Annotated in this window: 13 protein-coding genes and 2 pseudogenes; 12 read left to right on the top strand and 3 right to left on the bottom strand. The window is 34.9% G+C overall.

Going from position 1 to position 19,134, the window contains the following annotated elements:
* Positions 1 to 55 precede the first annotated feature (55 nt).
* Entirely contained in the window at positions 56 to 646 is a 591-nt protein-coding gene (locus GKR88_02515) for a hypothetical protein (protein QMU63260.1), read from the top strand.
* 4 nt (positions 647 to 650) lie between these two features.
* Here GKR88_02515 and GKR88_02520 read toward each other — a convergent pair whose 3' ends face one another.
* Positions 651 to 2,894, bottom strand: a complete 2,244-nt coding sequence (locus GKR88_02520) for a TonB-dependent receptor plug domain-containing protein (protein QMU66619.1) — start codon at positions 2,892 to 2,894, stop codon at positions 651 to 653.
* 355 nt (positions 2,895 to 3,249) lie between these two features.
* Between GKR88_02520 and GKR88_02525 the strand changes: the two genes are divergently transcribed.
* From GKR88_02525 to GKR88_02560, 8 genes are all read left to right on the top strand, one after another.
* A complete protein-coding gene (locus GKR88_02525; protein QMU63261.1) occupies positions 3,250 to 3,906 on the top strand; it encodes a metal-dependent transcriptional regulator in 657 nt (218 codons plus the stop codon).
* Positions 3,907 to 3,908: 2 nt separating this feature from the next.
* Positions 3,909 to 4,739, top strand: a complete 831-nt coding sequence (locus tag GKR88_02530) for a ZIP family metal transporter (protein QMU66620.1) — start codon at positions 3,909 to 3,911, stop codon at positions 4,737 to 4,739.
* A 153-nt stretch (positions 4,740 to 4,892) separates the two neighbouring features.
* Positions 4,893 to 8,021 carry an AAA family ATPase gene (locus GKR88_02535; protein QMU63262.1) on the top strand — a complete coding sequence of 1,043 codons (3,129 nt, stop codon included), beginning with the start codon at positions 4,893 to 4,895 and terminating at the stop codon, positions 8,019 to 8,021.
* 30 nt (positions 8,022 to 8,051) lie between these two features.
* Positions 8,052 to 9,248 carry a glycine C-acetyltransferase gene (gene kbl / locus GKR88_02540; GenBank protein ID QMU63263.1) on the top strand — a complete coding sequence of 399 codons (1,197 nt, stop codon included), beginning with the start codon at positions 8,052 to 8,054 and terminating at the stop codon, positions 9,246 to 9,248.
* A gap of 116 nt (positions 9,249 to 9,364) precedes the next feature.
* Complete coding sequence (locus GKR88_02545) at positions 9,365 to 10,726, top strand: OmpA family protein (GenBank protein ID QMU63264.1); 1,362 nt, start codon at positions 9,365 to 9,367, stop codon at positions 10,724 to 10,726.
* A gap of 178 nt (positions 10,727 to 10,904) precedes the next feature.
* Positions 10,905 to 12,416 (top strand): F0F1 ATP synthase subunit beta, encoded by a 1,512-nt coding sequence (locus GKR88_02550; protein ID QMU63265.1) that lies wholly within the window; start codon positions 10,905 to 10,907, stop codon positions 12,414 to 12,416.
* 57 nt (positions 12,417 to 12,473) lie between these two features.
* On the top strand, positions 12,474 to 12,767 hold the full coding sequence (locus GKR88_02555) for a hypothetical protein (GenBank protein ID QMU63266.1): 294 nt from the start codon (positions 12,474 to 12,476) through the stop codon (positions 12,765 to 12,767).
* Between the two features lie 257 nt (positions 12,768 to 13,024).
* Positions 13,025 to 14,119, top strand: coding sequence for an IS4 family transposase (locus tag GKR88_02560; GenBank protein ID QMU63267.1), 1,095 nt, complete (start codon positions 13,025 to 13,027; stop codon positions 14,117 to 14,119).
* On the opposite strand, the gene GKR88_02565 is transcribed toward GKR88_02560, so the two are convergent.
* Positions 14,116 to 14,343, bottom strand: a complete 228-nt coding sequence (locus tag GKR88_02565; GenBank protein QMU63268.1) for a hypothetical protein — start codon at positions 14,341 to 14,343, stop codon at positions 14,116 to 14,118. The two genes, GKR88_02560 and GKR88_02565, sit on opposite strands and share 4 nt — an antisense overlap.
* A gap of 232 nt (positions 14,344 to 14,575) precedes the next feature.
* Between GKR88_02565 and GKR88_02570 the strand changes: the two are divergent.
* Positions 14,576 to 15,741 (top strand): annotated as a pseudogene (locus GKR88_02570) (IS3 family transposase).
* Positions 15,742 to 15,746: 5 nt separating this feature from the next.
* On the opposite strand, the pseudogene GKR88_02575 reads toward GKR88_02570, so the two are convergent.
* Positions 15,747 to 16,145: pseudogene (locus tag GKR88_02575) on the bottom strand (restriction endonuclease subunit M).
* Positions 16,146 to 16,364: 219 nt separating this feature from the next.
* Between GKR88_02575 and GKR88_02580 the strand changes: the two are divergent.
* The gene (locus tag GKR88_02580; GenBank protein QMU63269.1) at positions 16,365 to 18,092 is read left to right on the top strand and encodes a Na+:solute symporter; all 1,728 of its coding nucleotides are present in this window, start codon (positions 16,365 to 16,367) and stop codon (positions 18,090 to 18,092) included.
* Between the two features lie 239 nt (positions 18,093 to 18,331).
* Positions 18,332 to 19,111, top strand: coding sequence for a hypothetical protein (locus GKR88_02585; protein QMU63270.1), 780 nt, complete (start codon positions 18,332 to 18,334; stop codon positions 19,109 to 19,111).
* Positions 19,112 to 19,134 lie beyond the last annotated feature (23 nt).

The following is a 19,134-nucleotide window of genomic DNA, read 5'->3' on the forward strand; positions in this document are numbered from 1 at the left end:
ATATTTGCCAAAATTTAGTTAATTATAGATGCTAACACATTAACCTTTGAAAAATATGAAAAAAACCGTATTTTTTTTACTGACAGTTTTTTTATTCTGTAACTTTATTGTTAAAAGTCAAAACCAAGACTTTAAGTGGGTTGCAGGGATAAGCGGCACATATACCTATTATGGAAATGTAAGCGCAAATGTCATTAAAGACAAAAACAGTTTTCAGATTCCGAAATTCAACGTCGCCAGGTATATTTCCAAAGGGATTACACTAGACGGTAGTATCATTTTAAGTACTATTAATGGAATAGAAGGTTTTTTTACAAACTCTTTTCATTATTTTTCTGTAGATTTTACAGGGAGGTATGATTTTGGTTTATCTAATGAGAATTTAGTTCCTTATGCCGGTTTTGGTTTTGGGTTTGTTGGTGCACCCAGTACAGTAAAAACAGCAAAAACTAGCATATCATTGAATGCTGTAGCAGGCGGTACGTTTTGGTTTTCGTCCAATTGGGGTTTAAATGCTCAATTTGTGTTCAAACGACTTCGTCACAGCGCCATAAAGATGTTAACTAATACGCAGCTTTCTTTTGGTTTGGTCTATAGCTTTGAAAAGAGAGTGTTAAATTACAGGATTTGGGATAAGAAACATTAGCACATTATAGGTTCGAGCCTAATTTTATCCCTACAAAAACAGTTCTTGGAACTGCCGGTCCGTAAATATAATTGCTGTCCCTTTCTTTTCCAATATCAAAATCGTTCTGGTAAGCGTTAAAAAGATTTTTAACACCGCCGAATACCTGAAAATGAATCCTTGACTTTTTGCCGGTAAAAGTATAGCTGGACTTGATACCTAATTCAGTAAAAGAAGGTGAGGTAACATATGTGTCCATAGGTAAATTTTGTGCCGATGCCATATGTAAAACCTCCATTTGACCAGTATATATCAAATTCAATGAGGTGCTAAATTTTTGATTCGGATTGTATGATAAGGTAGCATATCCATAGTTGTTAGGAGTTCTTAAAAATATTCTTCTGGCAGGTAGTACATCAGAATTCTCTACCGGAGTGTCAAATAAACTGGACTGAAATGTAAATCCTGTTTCTAACTGTAAAATGCTATCGTAATTAAATCGGGTTTCAAGCGTAATTCCTTTTACCGTAGCACCATCTCCGTTTCTTTTTTCAAAACGTTCCCCCAAGGCATCTGTTCCTGTAGGTCGCAAAAAGAAAGCATCATCTAGACGGGTGTAAAAAGCCTCAAAGGTAAACCCATAAATATAATGTTCGGCAGGTTTATCATAATTAAAAGACATACTATAACTAACAGAGCGTTCCTCCTTTAAATTATCGGCTAACGTAACTCTTGAAACACCACCTCCTGCAAAAGCAATATGTAAGTCCGTATCAAATGCCTGCGGGGCTCTAAAACCAGTGCCAAAAGTGGCCCTGATTTGTCCTTTATCAAAAGGGCTGTATAATAAAGAGATTCTCGGACTGCTAATGAGTCGGTCTACCAGATTGTGTTTATCCAATCGGATTCCGGTCAGTAAACGGATGCTTTTATTAACTTCCCAGTCACTTTGAAAAAAGAACCCGATATTTTTGGTAAGCTGATCTACGGTATATTGATAAGCCTCAATTTGATCAAAAACACCATCTTGTACAAACTCACCTCCAAAAGTAAATACATTATTGCCTCTGATAAACTTTTCAAATTTGTGATTGAGTTGAACTCCTCCTTGGTAAGTGGTAGTTGTAGATATCCCATATGGCGGGTCTTGTAAATGATTTTGAATGGCTGCCGGATCATCCGGAAAAACTCCGGTATAGTGCTCCCTATCCGTATATTGAGTCGCAAAATAGCTGATAAATGAACTACGATCGTCATTAAAATTTATTTGATAATCTACATTGCCAATATATACATCGTGAGTTCTTTCCTCCGATTGTAAGGCTAAATGAGGTGCTTTATTTACTATTTCCCCTCCATATCTATACTCATTGAGTTTACTGAAATTGATTTCCAGTTTTTGATCATTTGTGGGTAGAAAGAAAATACTGGCACCAAAAGCAGTATTTTTTAACTCTGTCAGTTCGGAAAAACGATCATTGTTTGCATCAAATAAACCTCTGCTTCGATTGTTAATGAATAATGAAACCCCTGCTTCTCTTTCTTCATTTACAATAGTTGCATTTCCTGCAATAATATGGTCTGGAGTTCCTCGTATGTTTTGATAAGTATAGCCTATAGCATACTCATTTCTCTTCGGGATTTTGGTAATTACGTTTACGGTGCCACCTATGGCACTGGAACCATACAATGCAGAACCGCCTCCTCTTACTACTTCAATCCGATCGATCATATTGGCGGGAACCTGTTCCAAACCATACAACCCTGTTAAGGGGCTAAAAACAGGGCGGCCATTAATTAAAATTTGAGAATAACCCCCGGAAAGCCCATTCATACGGAGTTGAGTATAGTTACAGGTTTGACAATCAGTTTCAACCCGGAGGCCTGTTTGAAATTTTAACCCCTCGGATAAATTACAAGCCTGTACATTATCTAAAGTAATACTATTAATAACATTGACAATTACAGGGTTTTTTGTCCTTCTCTTATGAGTTCGTGTTCCGGTAACTGTTATCTGGTCAAGCGTTTCGGAATATTCGGTTAACTGAAAATTAACCGTGACCTCTGTAGTAGATTCGGAGATAAAAATAGTTTTTGTATCTGAAAGAAAACCTGTAAAAGAGGCAATGATTGTGATCTGCCCTTTTTGCAACGTTTTAAACTCAAACAAACCGTTGGCATCAGCATGTATTCCTTCCAAACTTTCTTTTAATTGTACAGAAGCAAAAGGCAATACCTCTTTTTTTATGCTTGTTACTTCGCCTTTAATGATCGTTTGACTATTGGCAGCAAAAGAAAATAATACCAGAATGAAAAGCAAAATAGTCCTCACGATAATTCTTATTGAATCTTTTGCAAAAATATATTTTTTAGTCTAATCTAAAAAATATATTTAATTAAATTAAAAAATAATTTAAACTAAATAAAATAATATATATTTGTATGAGATCTTTGCAGAATTGATTTGACAAAAAAATTCAACGTCCGAAGAAAATTTTCAACCGAAATAATCGGTTGGGTTTGAGTATTTAAAATTTTCGAGAAGGAAGAAATTTGAAGTCAAATCAATTTTAATACGTAATATATCACTATTTTGCATAGGTCTCTGTATATAAATATCAATAATGTTTACGCACTCAGAAGAGAATTATTTAAAGACAATTTACCATCTGGCAGCCTTTTCCGAAGGAGGTATCAGTACAAATGCCATTGCCCAAAAGTTAGAAACAAAAGCTTCTTCCGTTACAGATATGATACAAAAGTTATCTGCTAAAAACCTATTGGAGTATAAAAAATATCAAGGGGTAGCTTTAACGGATTCGGGTAAAAAAGCAGCAACAAATATTATCCGAAAACACCGGTTATGGGAAGTTTTTTTAGTTGAAAAATTAAAATTTTCATGGGACGAAGTACATGATATAGCGGAACAACTGGAACATATACAATCACCAAAATTGATCGATGAGCTAAATGCTTTTTTAGAATTTCCAAAATACGATCCGCATGGTGATCCTATTCCGGACAAAGAAGGCAACTTACATATTATTAAAAAGAAATTACTATCCGGTTTATCAGAAGGGGAAAAAGGAATTTGTGTAGGCGTTAAAGATTCTTCTGCCGCTTTTTTACAATTTTTGGATAAGCAGAAAATTGCGCTAGGAAAAGAAATAAAAATACACGCTAAAGAAACGTTTGATAATTCCTTTGTGCTAATTGTAGACGGAAGAAAAATATCGATTTCAAATAAAATTTCAAATAACTTATATATACAGACCACATGAGCATATTTGAAAGATTAGTAGCTTTTGGAGAAGAACACCCGATACTGGCAGCTTTATATGCTTCTCTTTTCACATGGGGTTTAACAGCTTTGGGAGCATCTCTGGTATTCTTTTTTAAAAAGATGAACCGCGCTGTTCTGGATGGAATGCTAGGTTTTACAGGAGGTGTAATGGTAGCGGCAAGTTTCTGGAGTTTACTATCACCGGCAATAGAAAATAGTCCGGGAGAAGGTTTTATAAAAGTAATACCATCTGTTATAGGTTTTGGTTTAGGAGCTCTGGCATTATTCGGAATGGATAAACTGTTACCGCACCTGCATATTAATTTTAAGGAATCCGAAGCAGAAGGAATGAAAACCAATTGGCATAAAACGACTTTGTTAGTACTGGCAATTACTTTACACAATATTCCGGAAGGGTTAGCAGTGGGAGTTCTATTTGGAGCAGCAGCTACATTGGTAGGAGTAGAACAAACAGGAATGATTATTGCAGGACTTTCTTTAGCCATAGGAATCGGAATTCAGAATTTCCCGGAAGGATTTGCAGTAGCCATGCCATTAAGAAGACAAGGAGTAAGCAGGCTGAAGAGTTTTTGGTACGGGCAGCTATCTGCCGTAGTAGAACCTGTAGCTGCCGTATTGGGAGCATTGGCGGTATCTTTTTTTACACCTATTTTACCTTATGCACTGGCATTTGCAGCAGGCGCAATGATCTTTGTCGTAGTAGAGGAAGTTATTCCGGAAACTCAAAGAGATAAATATACGGATATTGCGACATTAGGGTTTATTGGCGGTTTTATGGTGATGATGTCTCTGGATGTAGGTCTTGGATAAATATATTACAATGATATAGATGTAGACCTCACAGAGGTCTTAAAGATCTGTGAGGTCTAAACGCTTTAGTACAATTAGCAGGCGAACTTTTAACTTTCCAACTTTGATACTGTATTATCGTCCCCTTTTCGTATTTTGCAATAAAATTTTTTATTGCAAAACGTAGCTACATTTACTGTTTATAATGCATCTGCCGGAAGCGGAAAAACCTATACGTTAGTAAAAGAGTATCTAAAAGTAGTACTTCGTACGGAAAATGCTTTTGCTTATCAACAAATTCTGGCAATTACATTTACAAATAAAGCAGCTGCAGAAATGAAGGAAAGAGTATTGAAAAGCTTACAAGATTTTACCGAGCGCAAAGAGAGCGAGCTATTAAATATACTAATTAGTGAGCTGACCCTTAATGAAGAAATCATACGTAACAGGAGTACAAAAATTTTACATGCGATACTTCAAAATTATTCCGCTTTTCAAATTACAACTATCGATAGTTTTACTTATAAGATAATCAAAAGCTTTTCTTTTGATTTAGGGGTGTCTCAAAATTTTGAAATAGAACTGAATGCCAATGATTTGTTAAGCCAGGCTGTTGAGGTTATAATCTCCCGAATAGGTATTGATACTAATTTGACAAAATTATTGGTTGCATATACTTTAGGTAAAACAGACGAAGATAAATCTTGGGATATAAGCAGAGAACTTTGTGAATTTTCCAATGTTTTATTGAATGAAAATGATGCTGTACATTTCAAAAAATTACATACAAAAACCGTAGATGATTTTTTAGTTCTAAACAAGCATATTTTAACTAGTCAAAAAAAAATAAAGAAACGATTTAAAGAGGTTGGAAGAGAAGGATTGGAGATTATTGATGCAAAGGGCCTTTCTCATAAGGATTTTTATTGCGCATTGCTGCCAAAACATTTTAGCGCTCTGGCGGACACCGTTGAAAAAGCCAATTTTTTTGATGCATCCAAATTGAAAGTAAGAATTGAAGAAAATATATTTTATGCTAAGGCAGTGGCAGTTGCCACAAAAAATGCCATCGAAGAAATTTTGCCGAAATTAATAAAACTATATCTGGAATCGGAAAACTTATACAAGCAATACATGTTGAATAAGTTAGTCATGGAAAGTGTGGTTCCCTTAGCCGTTTTAAATCAAATAAATGAAGCACTGCAAACCCTAAAAGAGGAGCAGAATATTCAATTGAATGCAGAATTCAATCAGCTTATTTATGAAAATATAAAAGAGCAGCCTGCCCCTTATATATACGAAAGGATTGGTCAAAAGTTTACACATTATTTCATAGATGAAATGCAAGACACATCCGTTTTGCAATGGCAAAATTTACTCCCGTTAATTCAAAATTCCTTATCACAAGAAAATACAAGTTTATTATTGGTGGGAGATGCAAAACAAGCCATTTACAGATGGAGAGGAGGAAAAGCAGAGCAGTTTATGGCACTTGGATCGGAAGAAAAACACACACAAAATCCGTTTTTTGTGTCCAAAAAAGTAAAAAAGTTAGCATATAATTACAGGAGCTATAGTGAGATCATTAATTTCAACAACTCTTTTTTTAAACACTGTTCCGGGTATATGCGAAATGATGCTTATAAAAGTTTGTTCCTGCACACATCACATCAAAAAGAAACTGATAAAAAAGGAGGTTATGTACACTTATCCTTTCTTGAAAAATCAGGGCAAAAAGAAGAAAACGATGTAAAATATGCTAAGAAAGTATTTGGAACCATTCAAGATTTAAAAGTATCGTTTTCATTAAATGATATCTGTATCTTGGTAAGAACTAAAAAAGAAGGTGTTATCATTGCCAACTATTTATCTGAAAAAGGAATCAAAATAGTTTCTTCCGAAACCCTGTTGATACAAAATAGCCATTGTGTAAACTTTATTATAAACCTGCTCGGTTATAGCTTACAACCCACAAACAATGATGCATTGTTTGAGTGCCTATATTTTTTGCACGAACATATACCGGTACCAAAAAACAAGCACTCTTTTTTTAAAAGATATGTGCATTTAGGGCAAGAAAAGTTATTTGAGGAATTAAAAAAACATGAAATTCATTTTGATCTTTCCATTTTTAAAAGGTTGCCGCTATATGAAAAAGTCGAATATATTATTAGAAGCTTTAGACTTTTAAAAACATCCGATGCCCATGTTCAGTTTTTATTAGATGAGGTTTTACTTCAACAGGGGAAAGATGCCACTATCCGGGATTTCCTGGATTTTTGGGAGCGGGAAAAAAAGAATATAAGCATTGTTGCTTCCAAAGATTCGGATGCCGTCCAGGTGATGACCATTCATAAATCAAAAGGCTTGGAATTTCCGGTGGTAATTTTCCCTTGTGATTTGGATATTTACAAACAACCACCTTCTAAAATCTGGCTTACTAAATTGCCTGAAGAAAAATTCAGCGGGTTTGAAGAATTTCTGGTAAATTACAAAAAGGAAATCGCAATACTTTCTGAAAACGGAGAACAAATCCATATAAAAGAGCAGGATCAACTGGAATTGGACAATATCAACTTATTATATGTTGCACTAACAAGGGCAGAAGAACAATTGTATATTATTACGGAAAAAGGATTTCCAAAAAACCAGAAGAAAAGCCAAAAGTATTCCGATTTCTATACCAATTACCTGATAGAAAAGTCAATATACGATCCTGAAAAAGAAGAATATAGCTTTGGAACTCCAAATAGAGAAAGAGAAAAAGAAGTATCTCAAAGTAAATTATCTTACCAGAAAAAATATATAAATACGCCTTGGCAAGATCATCATATTCATATATTGGGAAGTTCATCTGTTTTATGGGATACAAAAGATGCTATTGATTATGGAAATCTAATTCACGAATTAATGGCTAAGATATACACTGCTTCGGATGTTGTAAATGTTGTAAACTCATACAAAGTACGAGGGATGCTTAACAATGAGGAAGCCTTTGAAATTCAATCAATAATTGAGAAAATGGTAACTCATAAGAAGTTAAAGAATTATTACATACCACATCTTGAAGTTTATAATGAAAGAGAAATGATAACCCGGGATAATCAAATTGTGGTTCCGGACAAGTTGGTCATTTTTCCAAATGAAGAGGTGGTGATTATAGACTATAAAACAGGAAAACCGTCTGAAGATCATCATCATCAATTATTAAAGTATCAGGAGGCTATTCAATCAATGAACTATACGGTAGTTAAGAAAATTTTGATTTATATAAGTAATGAAATTGGTATGGAAGAATTTTAAAGTAAATTTGATAACCAAAACAAGTCAAAAATGTACGGGGACATACAAAATCATTTACAAAAAGAAATTCGGGAAATAAAAAATGCCGGATTATATAAATCGGAAAGAGTCATTACCTCAGCTCAAGGCACGCTTATTAAAATTTCCACAGGAGAAGAAGTAATTAATTTTTGTGCCAATAATTATTTAGGGTTGTCAAATGATCCAAGAGTTATTCAGGCAGCCAAAGATACAATGGATACTCATGGCTTTGGAATGTCTTCCGTACGATTTATTTGTGGCACACAAGATATTCATAAAGAATTGGAAAAGAAAATAGCTGAATTTTACCAAACGGAAGATACCCTGTTATACGCTGCAGCTTTTGATGCAAACGGAGGTGTTTTTGAGCCATTGTTAGGCAAAGAAGATGCGATCATATCCGACAGCTTGAATCATGCATCTATTATAGATGGAGTTCGTCTGTGCAAAGCGGCCAGGTATAGGTATCATAACAATGATATGGTTTCACTGGAAGAGCAGTTAATTGCAGCAAATAAACAAGGTCATCGTTTTAAAATGATTGTTACGGATGGTGTTTTTTCTATGGATGGAATTGTTGCCGAATTGGATGCCATTTGCGATTTGGCAGACAAATACGATGCATTGATAATGGTAGATGAATGCCACGCAGCAGGGTTTATAGGGGAAACGGGTAAAGGGACCTTAGAATTAAAGAATGTTTTAGAGAGAGTGGATATTATAACAGGCACTCTGGGAAAAGCTATGGGAGGAGCTATGGGAGGATATACTACAGGCAAAAAAGAGGTCATAGCAATTTTAAGACAAAGATCAAGACCCTACTTATTTTCTAATTCTTTGGCACCTGCAATTGTCGGAGCTTCTATCAAGGTTTTTGAAATTTTAGCATCGGATACTTCATTACGAGATAAACTGGAATGGAATACCAACTATTTTAGAAAAGAAATGGAACAAGCAGGTTTTGATTTAATTGGGGCAAACGCAGCAATTATTCCTGTCATGCTATATGATGCTGAACTTTCGCAAAGAATGGCCGACATGCTACTGGAAGAAGGTATTTATGTCATTGGATTTTTCTTTCCGGTTGTGCCTAAAAAACTAGCAAGAATAAGAGTTCAACTCTCGGCAGTACATTCTAAAGAACAACTGGACAAAGCGGTCAATGCATTTAAAAAAGTAGGGAAACTTTTGAAAATAATAGATTAGCTTAACGACTTAATTAAGAATTTATTAAAAATTTTTACAAAAAACTTTGTAAAATTAGATGTAAGGACTTACTTTTGCCTATAACATAACAAAAATATTAATTTAAATATTTAATAATGAAACGATTAAAATTGCCTATCGTAGCTATATTTGCGTTAATAGTGATTAGCAATGTAAATGCTCAAGACTCAAATAATCCCTGGAAAGTAGGTATTGGAATAAATGTTGTCGATTTTATCAGGCCGTCTAATGTTAATAGAGACAATGTGAGAGATTACCCGGGATCAACCGATTGGAATTATATTAATTCTATTTCCAGTATTATGGCTGAAAGGTATCTTAACGATGGTTTTACACTTCAGTTTGCCGGATCTTTGAATGATATTGGAAGTCAGAACGCCCTAAATGATGCCAATTCTGTTTACTGGGCGCTTGATTTAAATGCAAAATACGATGTTAATACCATTATAGGTGATACATCTTGGTTTGATCCTTTTATTTATCTTGGCGGAGGTTATACTTCTTTGGACAATAACGGTGAAGGAATGTTAAATTACGGTTGGGGATTCAACGTATGGTTTAACGAGAATTTGGGAGCGAGCGTTCAAAGTGGTGTAAAAAATAATTTTGCCGATAAAGTTCAGGATCATTTCCAACATACACTAAGTTTGGTTTTCAGATTTGGAGGAAAAGATACCGATGGAGATGGTATTTATGATAAAGAGGATGCCTGTCCTGATGTACCGGGATTAAAAGAGTTTAATGGCTGTCCTGATGCTGACGGAGACGGGATCAAAGATTCTGATGATGCCTGCCCTGATGTTGCCGGTTTGCCTGCATTAAATGGTTGTCCTGATGCTGATGAAGATGGAATAGCTGATAAAGATGATATGTGTCCTAATGACAAAGGAACGAAAGCAAACAATGGCTGCCCGGATACTGATGGAGATGGTGTATTAGACAAAGATGATAAATGTGTTAATGTTGCCGGCCCAAAAGCAAACAGAGGATGTCCGTGGCCGGATACTGATGGAGATGGTGTGTTAGATAAAGATGATAAATGTGTTAATGAAGTAGGCCCGGCTTCTAATGACGGTTGCCCTGAACCTGTAATTGCTGTTGAAGAGGAAAAGAAAATAGGAGATTTTGCTAAATCCATTTTATTCAATACGGGAAGATCTTCTTTCAAAAAAGGAGTTGTGGAAAGATTAGATGGTATTGTTGCTATTATGAGTCAGTTCCCTAAGGCTACATTTGCTATAAGTGGTCATACGGATAGTACCGGTAGTAAGAAAACAAATGATAGATTATCCAGAGAAAGAGCTGAAGCAGTATTGAAGTATTTAACTTCCAAAGGAATTGATGCATCCAGATTAATAGCCAAAGGTTATGGTTCTTCAAATCCTATTGACACAAATAAAACAAGAGCAGGAAGAGCTAATAACAGAAGAGTAGAAATTAAGGTTACCAACAAGTAATTTTAAATAGTAAGATAACTTAAAGCCGCATTTTTAACATGCGGCTTTTTTGTATGCAACTAATCCAAATAATTCATTTCAAAAACTTGTTGTTCTTTCGTAAATAGACTACCTTTGCAGCCGAAATAAGGAAGCGGATATTCCTACAACAAAAATTCATAATCTAAAGTATACATAAATGGCTGCAATAACAGGTAAAGTCTCTCAAATTATTGGTCCGGTAATCGATGTTGAATTTAATACCGAATCTGCCGAACTTCCAAAAATATATGATTCGTTGGAAATTAAGAAAACAGATGGGTCTGTTTTAGTATTGGAAGTTCAACAACACATTGGTGAAGATACTGTAAGAACTATTTCTATGGATGCCACAGATGGTTTACAGAGAGGGCAGGAAGTAGCTGTTACCGGTAACCCCATTCAAATGCCTATAGGAGGGGACATTTATGGCCGTTTATTTAATGTAACCGGAGACGCAATTGACGGATTGGGAGATTTACCTAAGGAAGGAGCTAATGGATTACCAATACACAGAGCAGCACCTAAGTTTGAGGAATTATCTACATCAACAGAGGTTTTATATACGGGAATCAAAGTAATTGACCTAATTGAACCTTATGCAAAAGGAGGTAAAATCGGTTTATTTGGAGGCGCGGGAGTTGGTAAAACAGTATTGATTCAGGAGTTGATCAACAACATTGCAAAAGGACATGGCGGGTTATCTGTTTTTGCCGGAGTAGGAGAAAGAACCCGTGAAGGAAATGACTTGTTAAGAGAAATGTTGGAATCCGGGATCATTAAATACGGAGATGATTTTATGCACTCTATGGAAGAAGGCGGATGGGATCTGTCTAAAGTAGATAAAACCGGAATGAAAGATTCCAAAGCTACTTTTGTTTTTGGACAAATGAATGAACCTCCGGGAGCTCGTGCAAGAGTAGCATTATCCGGTTTAACAATTGCCGAATATTTTCGTGACGGTGCCGGAGAAGCACAGGGAAAAGATGTATTGTTTTTCGTAGATAATATTTTCCGTTTTACACAAGCAGGTTCTGAAGTGTCAGCATTACTAGGTCGTATGCCGTCGGCAGTAGGATACCAACCTACATTGGCTACTGAAATGGGAGCGATGCAAGAACGTATTACTTCGACTAAAAAAGGTTCTATTACCTCCGTACAAGCAGTATATGTACCGGCAGATGACTTAACAGATCCTGCACCGGCAACAACGTTTACACATTTGGATGCAACAACAGTACTATCTCGTAAAATTGCCGAATTAGGTATTTATCCTGCTGTAGACCCATTGGATTCTACCTCACGAATATTAACCCCGGAAATTTTAGGAGGCGACCATTATAATTGTGCTCAAAGAGTAAAAGAATTATTACAACGATACAAAGAATTACAGGATATCATTGCGATTCTTGGTATGGAGGAGCTATCGGAAGAAGATAAATTAGCTGTTAGCAGAGCCAGACGCGTACAACGTTTCTTATCACAACCGTTTCACGTAGCTGAACAGTTTACGGGAATACCTGGTGTACTGGTAGATATTAAAGAAACGATCAAAGGATTTAATATGATTATGGATGGTGAATTGGATCACCTTCCCGAAGCGGCATTTAACTTAAAAGGAACCATTGAAGAAGCAATTGAAGCCGGAGAGAAAATGCTGACGGAAGCGTAAATGAGTCAGCAATAAATTTCAATGATTATGAAGTTACAAACTAAAAAAGGATAAAATATGTATTTAGAAGTTGTATCTCCGGAAGCTATTTTATTTTCTTCAGAAGTAGATTCCGTTGCCGTTCCCGGAGTAAATGGAGAGTTTTATATGCTAAATAACCACGCATCTATTGTTTCTACATTAAAAGAAGGAACCATAAAAATTCATACGCATACCCAAGAACATTTAAAAATGGATGATTTGCACGGACGGATTGTTCGAGATACTACGGATAATAAAATAGTAACAGTAGCTATTCATTCCGGAACAGTTGAACTGAAAAAAAATAAGGTAATTGTATTAGTAGATTAGTAAAAAGAATAAATCATATAAAAAAAACCGACTTTATAAACTCGGTTTTTTTATAAATTTGAAATATAGAATGAGCTAGCTATAGTTTCCTAATCTTTGGAGGATAAAAAAGAGCTAAAAAATTTTCATTTATAACTCTCTGTTTAGTACATGACAAAAAATATAATTAATTGATTATCAGTAAATTAAATGTTAAATAATTAAAATAAAGCATTGATTTTCAGTATATTAGAAGAATAACATCACTCATTTTTCTAATGAAAAAAACCAATGCTTCCACTAAAAGTAGTGAATTAAATTCAGTTTTAAGTTCTCATTTCCAAGGTAAGATCAATTTGGCAAGAATCAAACTCATATCACATTTCATTATCGCCCTCTGTAAGGTACAGACAGTTACCTTTGAAAAGGTAGCCAACGCTTTTGAGACCTCAGTAGATTCGAAGTCATCACTCAGACGTATTCAAAGATTTATTGCTGATTATTCGTTGGATGGAGATTTGATCGCTCGTCTTATATTTAGTCTCCTTCCTAAGCAAGAGGGATTGATCTTGAGTATTGATAGGACCAATTGGAAGTTTGGTCAGACCAACATCAACATTTTTAAGTTGGGAGTTGTCTATAAAGGTGTTGCCTTCCCATTGTTATTTACTATGTTAGATAAGCCAGGGAACTCTAACAGTCAGGAGCGTATTGATCTTGTGAATCGTTTCATAAGACTTTTTGGCAAAGATGTTATTAAATCCATTGTAGCCGATAGAGAGTTTGTAGGTAATCATTGGTTGGATTTCTTGAATACAAATGGAATCAAATATTATATCCGCATTCGAAACAACTTTAAGGTAGAGCTTCCTGATAAGAACAAAACCATCAAAGTATTTCACTTGTTTAATCCACATAAGATCAATGAGTTTGTGTATTATCCTAAAATTGTACGTGTTAATGGTCAGCTTTGTTTCCTTTCCGGATGCAAGTTGTACCCAAAAAATGGAAAGCCTGATTTCTTAATCATTGTATCGTTCAACGCTCCTGATAAGGCCTTTGAACAATACAAAGAACGATGGCAGATAGAGATGTGTTTTAAAGCAATGAAAGCCAGTGGCTTTGATATTGAAAACACACACCTGCAAGATATTAAGCGTATTGAAAAATTAGTACTGCTTGTAATGATGGCTTTCGTATGGTGTTACAAAGTTGGTATATATTTACATCAGATTAAGCCTATCAAAATAAAAAAGCATGGAAGAATGGCTAAAAGCATATTCAAATATGGATTAGATTATATCGCTTCTGTGCTATTAAACCCTGTAAATCAAAACAATATGAACTTGACTAAATTTTTGTCATGTACTTAGAACTCTCTGACTATCATATGCTCCCCTGAGCCCTCTACTATCGAACCGTAACTTTTTGTTTTTTTATTGGGTACTTTACTAAATCTGTAGTTTTTTGAGCTCCTTTTCCCAATCTTTTTCTTTTCACGATTAAATTTTTGTTGAATAAGCTGCTCGCTTATAACTTCTAGTTCTTCATTAGGGATATCACTTTTTGTGTATTTTTCTATACCATTCATCATCATAAATATCAAACAAGATCTCAAGCAGAATTATCTGTGTTTAAATAGATAGAAACTTGGTATAATAGAAAACGTTTACACTCTGCTTTGGGACTAAAACCTATTGAAGAATTTGAATTAGATATGAATACTAAAAATTTAGCAGCATAATCTCTTTTCGTTTTGTCCAACTTTTTGTTGCAAGTCCAGGTGTAATCTTCCCTAAAAACCGAACTGTTTAAAATTAGAAAGATTAATTTTAACTTTCAATAGACAAACAAAGCGAAAGAGTAAATTTTCACCTTCACATCTTGCAAAGATTTTGAAAGAGTTTGATCAAGGGAAAACAGTTGTAGAGATTAGCAGGGAACATGGGTTTATTTCAGCAACTTTTTACAAGTGGCGTTCTAAATATGCCGGGATGAGTTCCGGAGAGTTACGTTGCGTCAAAGAGCTTGAGGGTGAGAACCGGATGCTCAACCAGATGTATGCTTCTCTAGCCTTAGATCATCAAATGGCAAAAGAGGTTATTGCAAAAAAGCTTTAAAGCCTTGCCGTAAGAGAACGATAAGTAAAACACTTGCACATTATGGTATTAGCAGGGCGTGCCGAGTCTTAAATATGAGCAAGAGTGTTTATTATTATAAACCGTTACCCAAAGCCGATACTGAGATAGAGCTCGCTTTACAAGAAAAAGCAGTTCAACATTGAGAAGAAGGTTTTTGGAAGGCTTATAGTCGTTTACGTAATCAAGGCAAACCATGGAATCATAAACGATTGTATAGGGTTTACAAAGCATTAGGACTTCCTCTACGTGGTAAAGTAAAAAAACGATTACCATCTAGAGTGAAAGAACCATTAGAGGTTCCGGAAAATCTTAATGATACATGGAGTATGGATTTTGTTACCGATACCCTTGAGAACAAAAGACGTTTTAGAGCCTTTACTATTATCGATGACTGTAATAGAGAGGCATTACATATAGAAGTAGATTTTTCTTTACCAAGTAATCGTGTGTTTTGGGTACTTAACGATCTTGTTAATAGAAGAGGAAAGCCCAATAAGATACGTATGGATAATGGCCCGGAGTTCATTGCTAATATCACCGCTGTATGGAGCCAAATGCATGACATAGAGTTTACCTATATTCACCCTGTCAAACCAACTCAAAATGCATTTGTAGAGAGATTTAATGGAACTTATAGGCGAGGAGTTATTGATAAATATATTTTTGAGAACATTAACCAAGTAAGAGAACAAACCCAAGATTGGATGTATGATTATAATCATCATCGACCCCATGACGGGCTTGGTAGATTATCGCCAATAAAATACGCAGAAATTAATTCTCTTGGGGCTAACTCCAAGAGAATTAAAACAATAAATTTATCAAATATTAGAAATTTAAACAGTTCTAATTAGGGGAAGCTTACAACGTAAGTACACCCCACTTGATTGTTTTTATAACTAAAGGCTTGGGCTTCTACTTTGTTTAAATCAGTAGTGTTCGTGCCTTTGAGTTCTATTACACCAATCGCTTTGTCATCTACAATGATACCGCCATCGGCTTTTTTGCTGTCCTTAATATTTTTGAGTTCGGTGGTGAGATTAAAATTAGGTGTAGGGTTTTTTGTGTAGCCGAGTATATTTACAAACAAATCAATCAGAAATTCACCTTGGTATTGTTCTTCCTTAGCATTTCTAATATTTTCCTGAATAGTAGGGTTTAGGAAATGCGCTTGATAGGCTGTCCACTTTTCTTTTAAAAGGGTTTCATTTTGTGGCTTAAGATATTTTTGGACAATGATATTTTGAAATAGAGGCATTGATTATCACTTTACTGCTATTTGAATATTTTTCATCGATTTTGCCAATTATCTTCAATTAGCATTTACTTTGCTCCTAAAATATAACTTCTCCCGTTATTTAGGTAACAGATTCCCACAAAACTTATTATTTGAGGGGAAATCTCATGAAACATTAATTTATCGAATAGTATTCGTATTAAAAACGAATCATTATTTTAGAAGCTCAAAATAGTTAAGATGAATCTGGAAGCAATTGATTATAGTATTATTATTGGGTTTTTTATGATTTCTTTATGTATTGGCCTGTGGGTTTCTAAAGTTTCGGGAAAAAATACCCAAGAATATTTTTTGTCCGGGAGAAATATGCCCTGGTGGCTATTAGGAGTTTCTATGGTAGCTACTACATTTGCTACCGATACACCCGGTTTGGTAACCGAATTGGTGAGGAAGCAGGGTGTTTCGGGAAACTGGGTTTGGTGGGCTTTTCTTTTAACAGGCATGCTTACCGTATTTTTCTATGCCAAGCTATGGAGAAAATCGGGAATTACAACGGATTTAGAATTTTATGAATTGCGCTATTCCGGAAAATCGGCTCGTTTTCTAAGAGGTTTCAGAGCTGTTTATTTAGGTGTCGTTTTTAATGTAATTACTATGGCGGGGGTGTGTTTGGCCGGAGCAAAAATTGCTGCTATTCTTTTAGGCATTTCACAAGAAGAAACATTGATTTATGCTTCTGTTATTGTGGTTATATATGCTTCTTTAGGAGGTCTAAGAGGAGTTATTATTACGGATTTTATACAGTTTATAATTGCTATGGTTGGTTCTGTTTGGGCAACTGCCTACATAGTCAACCTTCCGGAAATAGGAGGCTTAACGGCTTTATTAACCCATGAGAATATAGTAGGGAAATTATATATGTTTCCTGATTTTTCAAATAAAGAAGCTATCATCATCCTGTGTATCATTCCTCTTGCCGTACAGTGGTGGAGTACTTGGTATCCGGGAGCAGAACCCGGTGGCGGAGGCTATGTTGCACAGAGAATGCTGGCTGCTAAAGATGAAAAAAACGCTACCTGGGCTATGTTGTTTTTTAATTTCGCACATTATGCTTTGCGTCCATGGCCCTGGATTATTGTTGGTTTGGCTTCATTGGTTATTTTTCCGAATTTGGAAAGCATCAATGTCGCTTTTCAAAATTTACCTCCGGATATGCAGGGACATGATGTTGCTTATGCAGTTATGATGACGTATCTGCCTGCCGGTTTACTAGGTATGGTAATCACTTCTTTAATTGCGGCTTTTATGAGTACTATCTCTACACAATTAAATTGGGGAAGTTCGTATATAGTGAATGATTTGTACGGAAGGTTTATAAATAAAAATGCTACCGAAAAGCAAAAGGTAATTGTTGGAAAAATAACGGTAGTGATGCTAATGCTTTGTGCTGCGTTATTCTCTTTTTATTTGAAATCTGCCAAAGATGTATTTGATTTATTATTGCAAATCGGTGCCGGTACGGGGTTATTATTCATTTTACGTTGGTTTTGGCATCGTATTAATCCGTTGAGTGAAATTGCAGCAATGGCCATTTCGTTTGCAATTGCTGTTTTCTTTTTTATAAATGCCAAATTAAAAACTCCTTGGTTGGAAATAGAAGGGTATTGGCAACTTATAATTGGAGTAATGGTAACTACCGCTGGATGGGTATGCGTTACATTATGTACCAAATCAACAGATAAAAATACACTAGCAAAATTTAATACTCTTATTTTTGAAGGGGGTTCCAAATTCAAAAACATCGGATATAAAATCACAGGTTTTTTACTAGGCATTATAGGAGTATATAGTTTTTTGTTTGCTACGGGAAATTGGATTTATGGCAAAACAATTGCAGCTGTTATGCTTACCATATGCACAATAGGATGTGTATTTATTTTGAATAAAATTTGGAAGAAAGTTATATAGCGATTAAAGTTGAAAAGTTCCAAGTTTCAGGTTCCAAGAAAGGAGCAGTCTAATGTTTCACTTGTAACTTGAACCTACTTTTCTGTAAAATCCTCTCAAAAGAATTTTCTAAAACCAAATTATTGCTACTTTTGAGGTGCCGTCTTGAGTAATACAAATTGCAGTGTTGAAAAGATTTGCCAGAAATTAGTTTCTATAATATAAAGTGAATTATCTTTGCATAAAGAAAAATACGGGATATGAAATTGAAGATACTAACAGATACATTATTAGAGGAATTTGTCACTTTGACGAAAGATTTCTCATTAGCAATTTTAAAAGAACAGGAGAAAGCAAAACTTCCTGTAGATTATTTTCAATTTTACAAATCAATGTCCTCCGTTTATTCTTCAAAAATTGAAGGAGAAGATATTGATTTTGACAGTTATTTCAAGCATAAATTTTTAGGCGTACAGTTTAAATCAGATTATACTAGAAAAGCAGATGATTTATATTTAGCGTATGAGTTTATAGAAAATAATGCACTCACTCTTGAGAATGTACAAAAAGCTCATTCTCTTTTAAGCTCAAATTTACTTCCAGCAAATCAGCAAGGTTTGATTAGACATAACTCTATGTTTGTTCTTAATAGTAAAGATCAAATTGAATATGTGGCTGCACCTGCCAATATCCTGGAAACTGAATTAGATAAACTTTTTTCAGATATTTCATTTTTATTGACTAAAGAGTTATCGACACAGGAAGTGTTTTATTATGCATCACTTATTCATTTAGTTTTTGTAAAAATTCATCCGTTTCAAGATGGAAATGGAAGGGCAGCTAGGTTAATTGAAAAGTGGTTTCTATATGCGAAGTTTGGAAGTTTGGCGACTTCTGTTCAGTTAGAGAAAAATTATTATAAAAATTTAGAAAACTATTATTTAAACATTAAAGTCTTAGGACTTGAATATGAAGAGTTAAATTATGAAAGAGCGTTGAATTTTTTGCTTATGACAATAAAAGGAATAGGGAAAGAATAAAGGACATGCCCATAATAATAGTA

This window comes from Flavobacteriaceae bacterium, from assembly GCA_014075215.1.
Classification (GTDB): domain Bacteria; phylum Bacteroidota; class Bacteroidia; order Flavobacteriales; family Flavobacteriaceae; genus Polaribacter.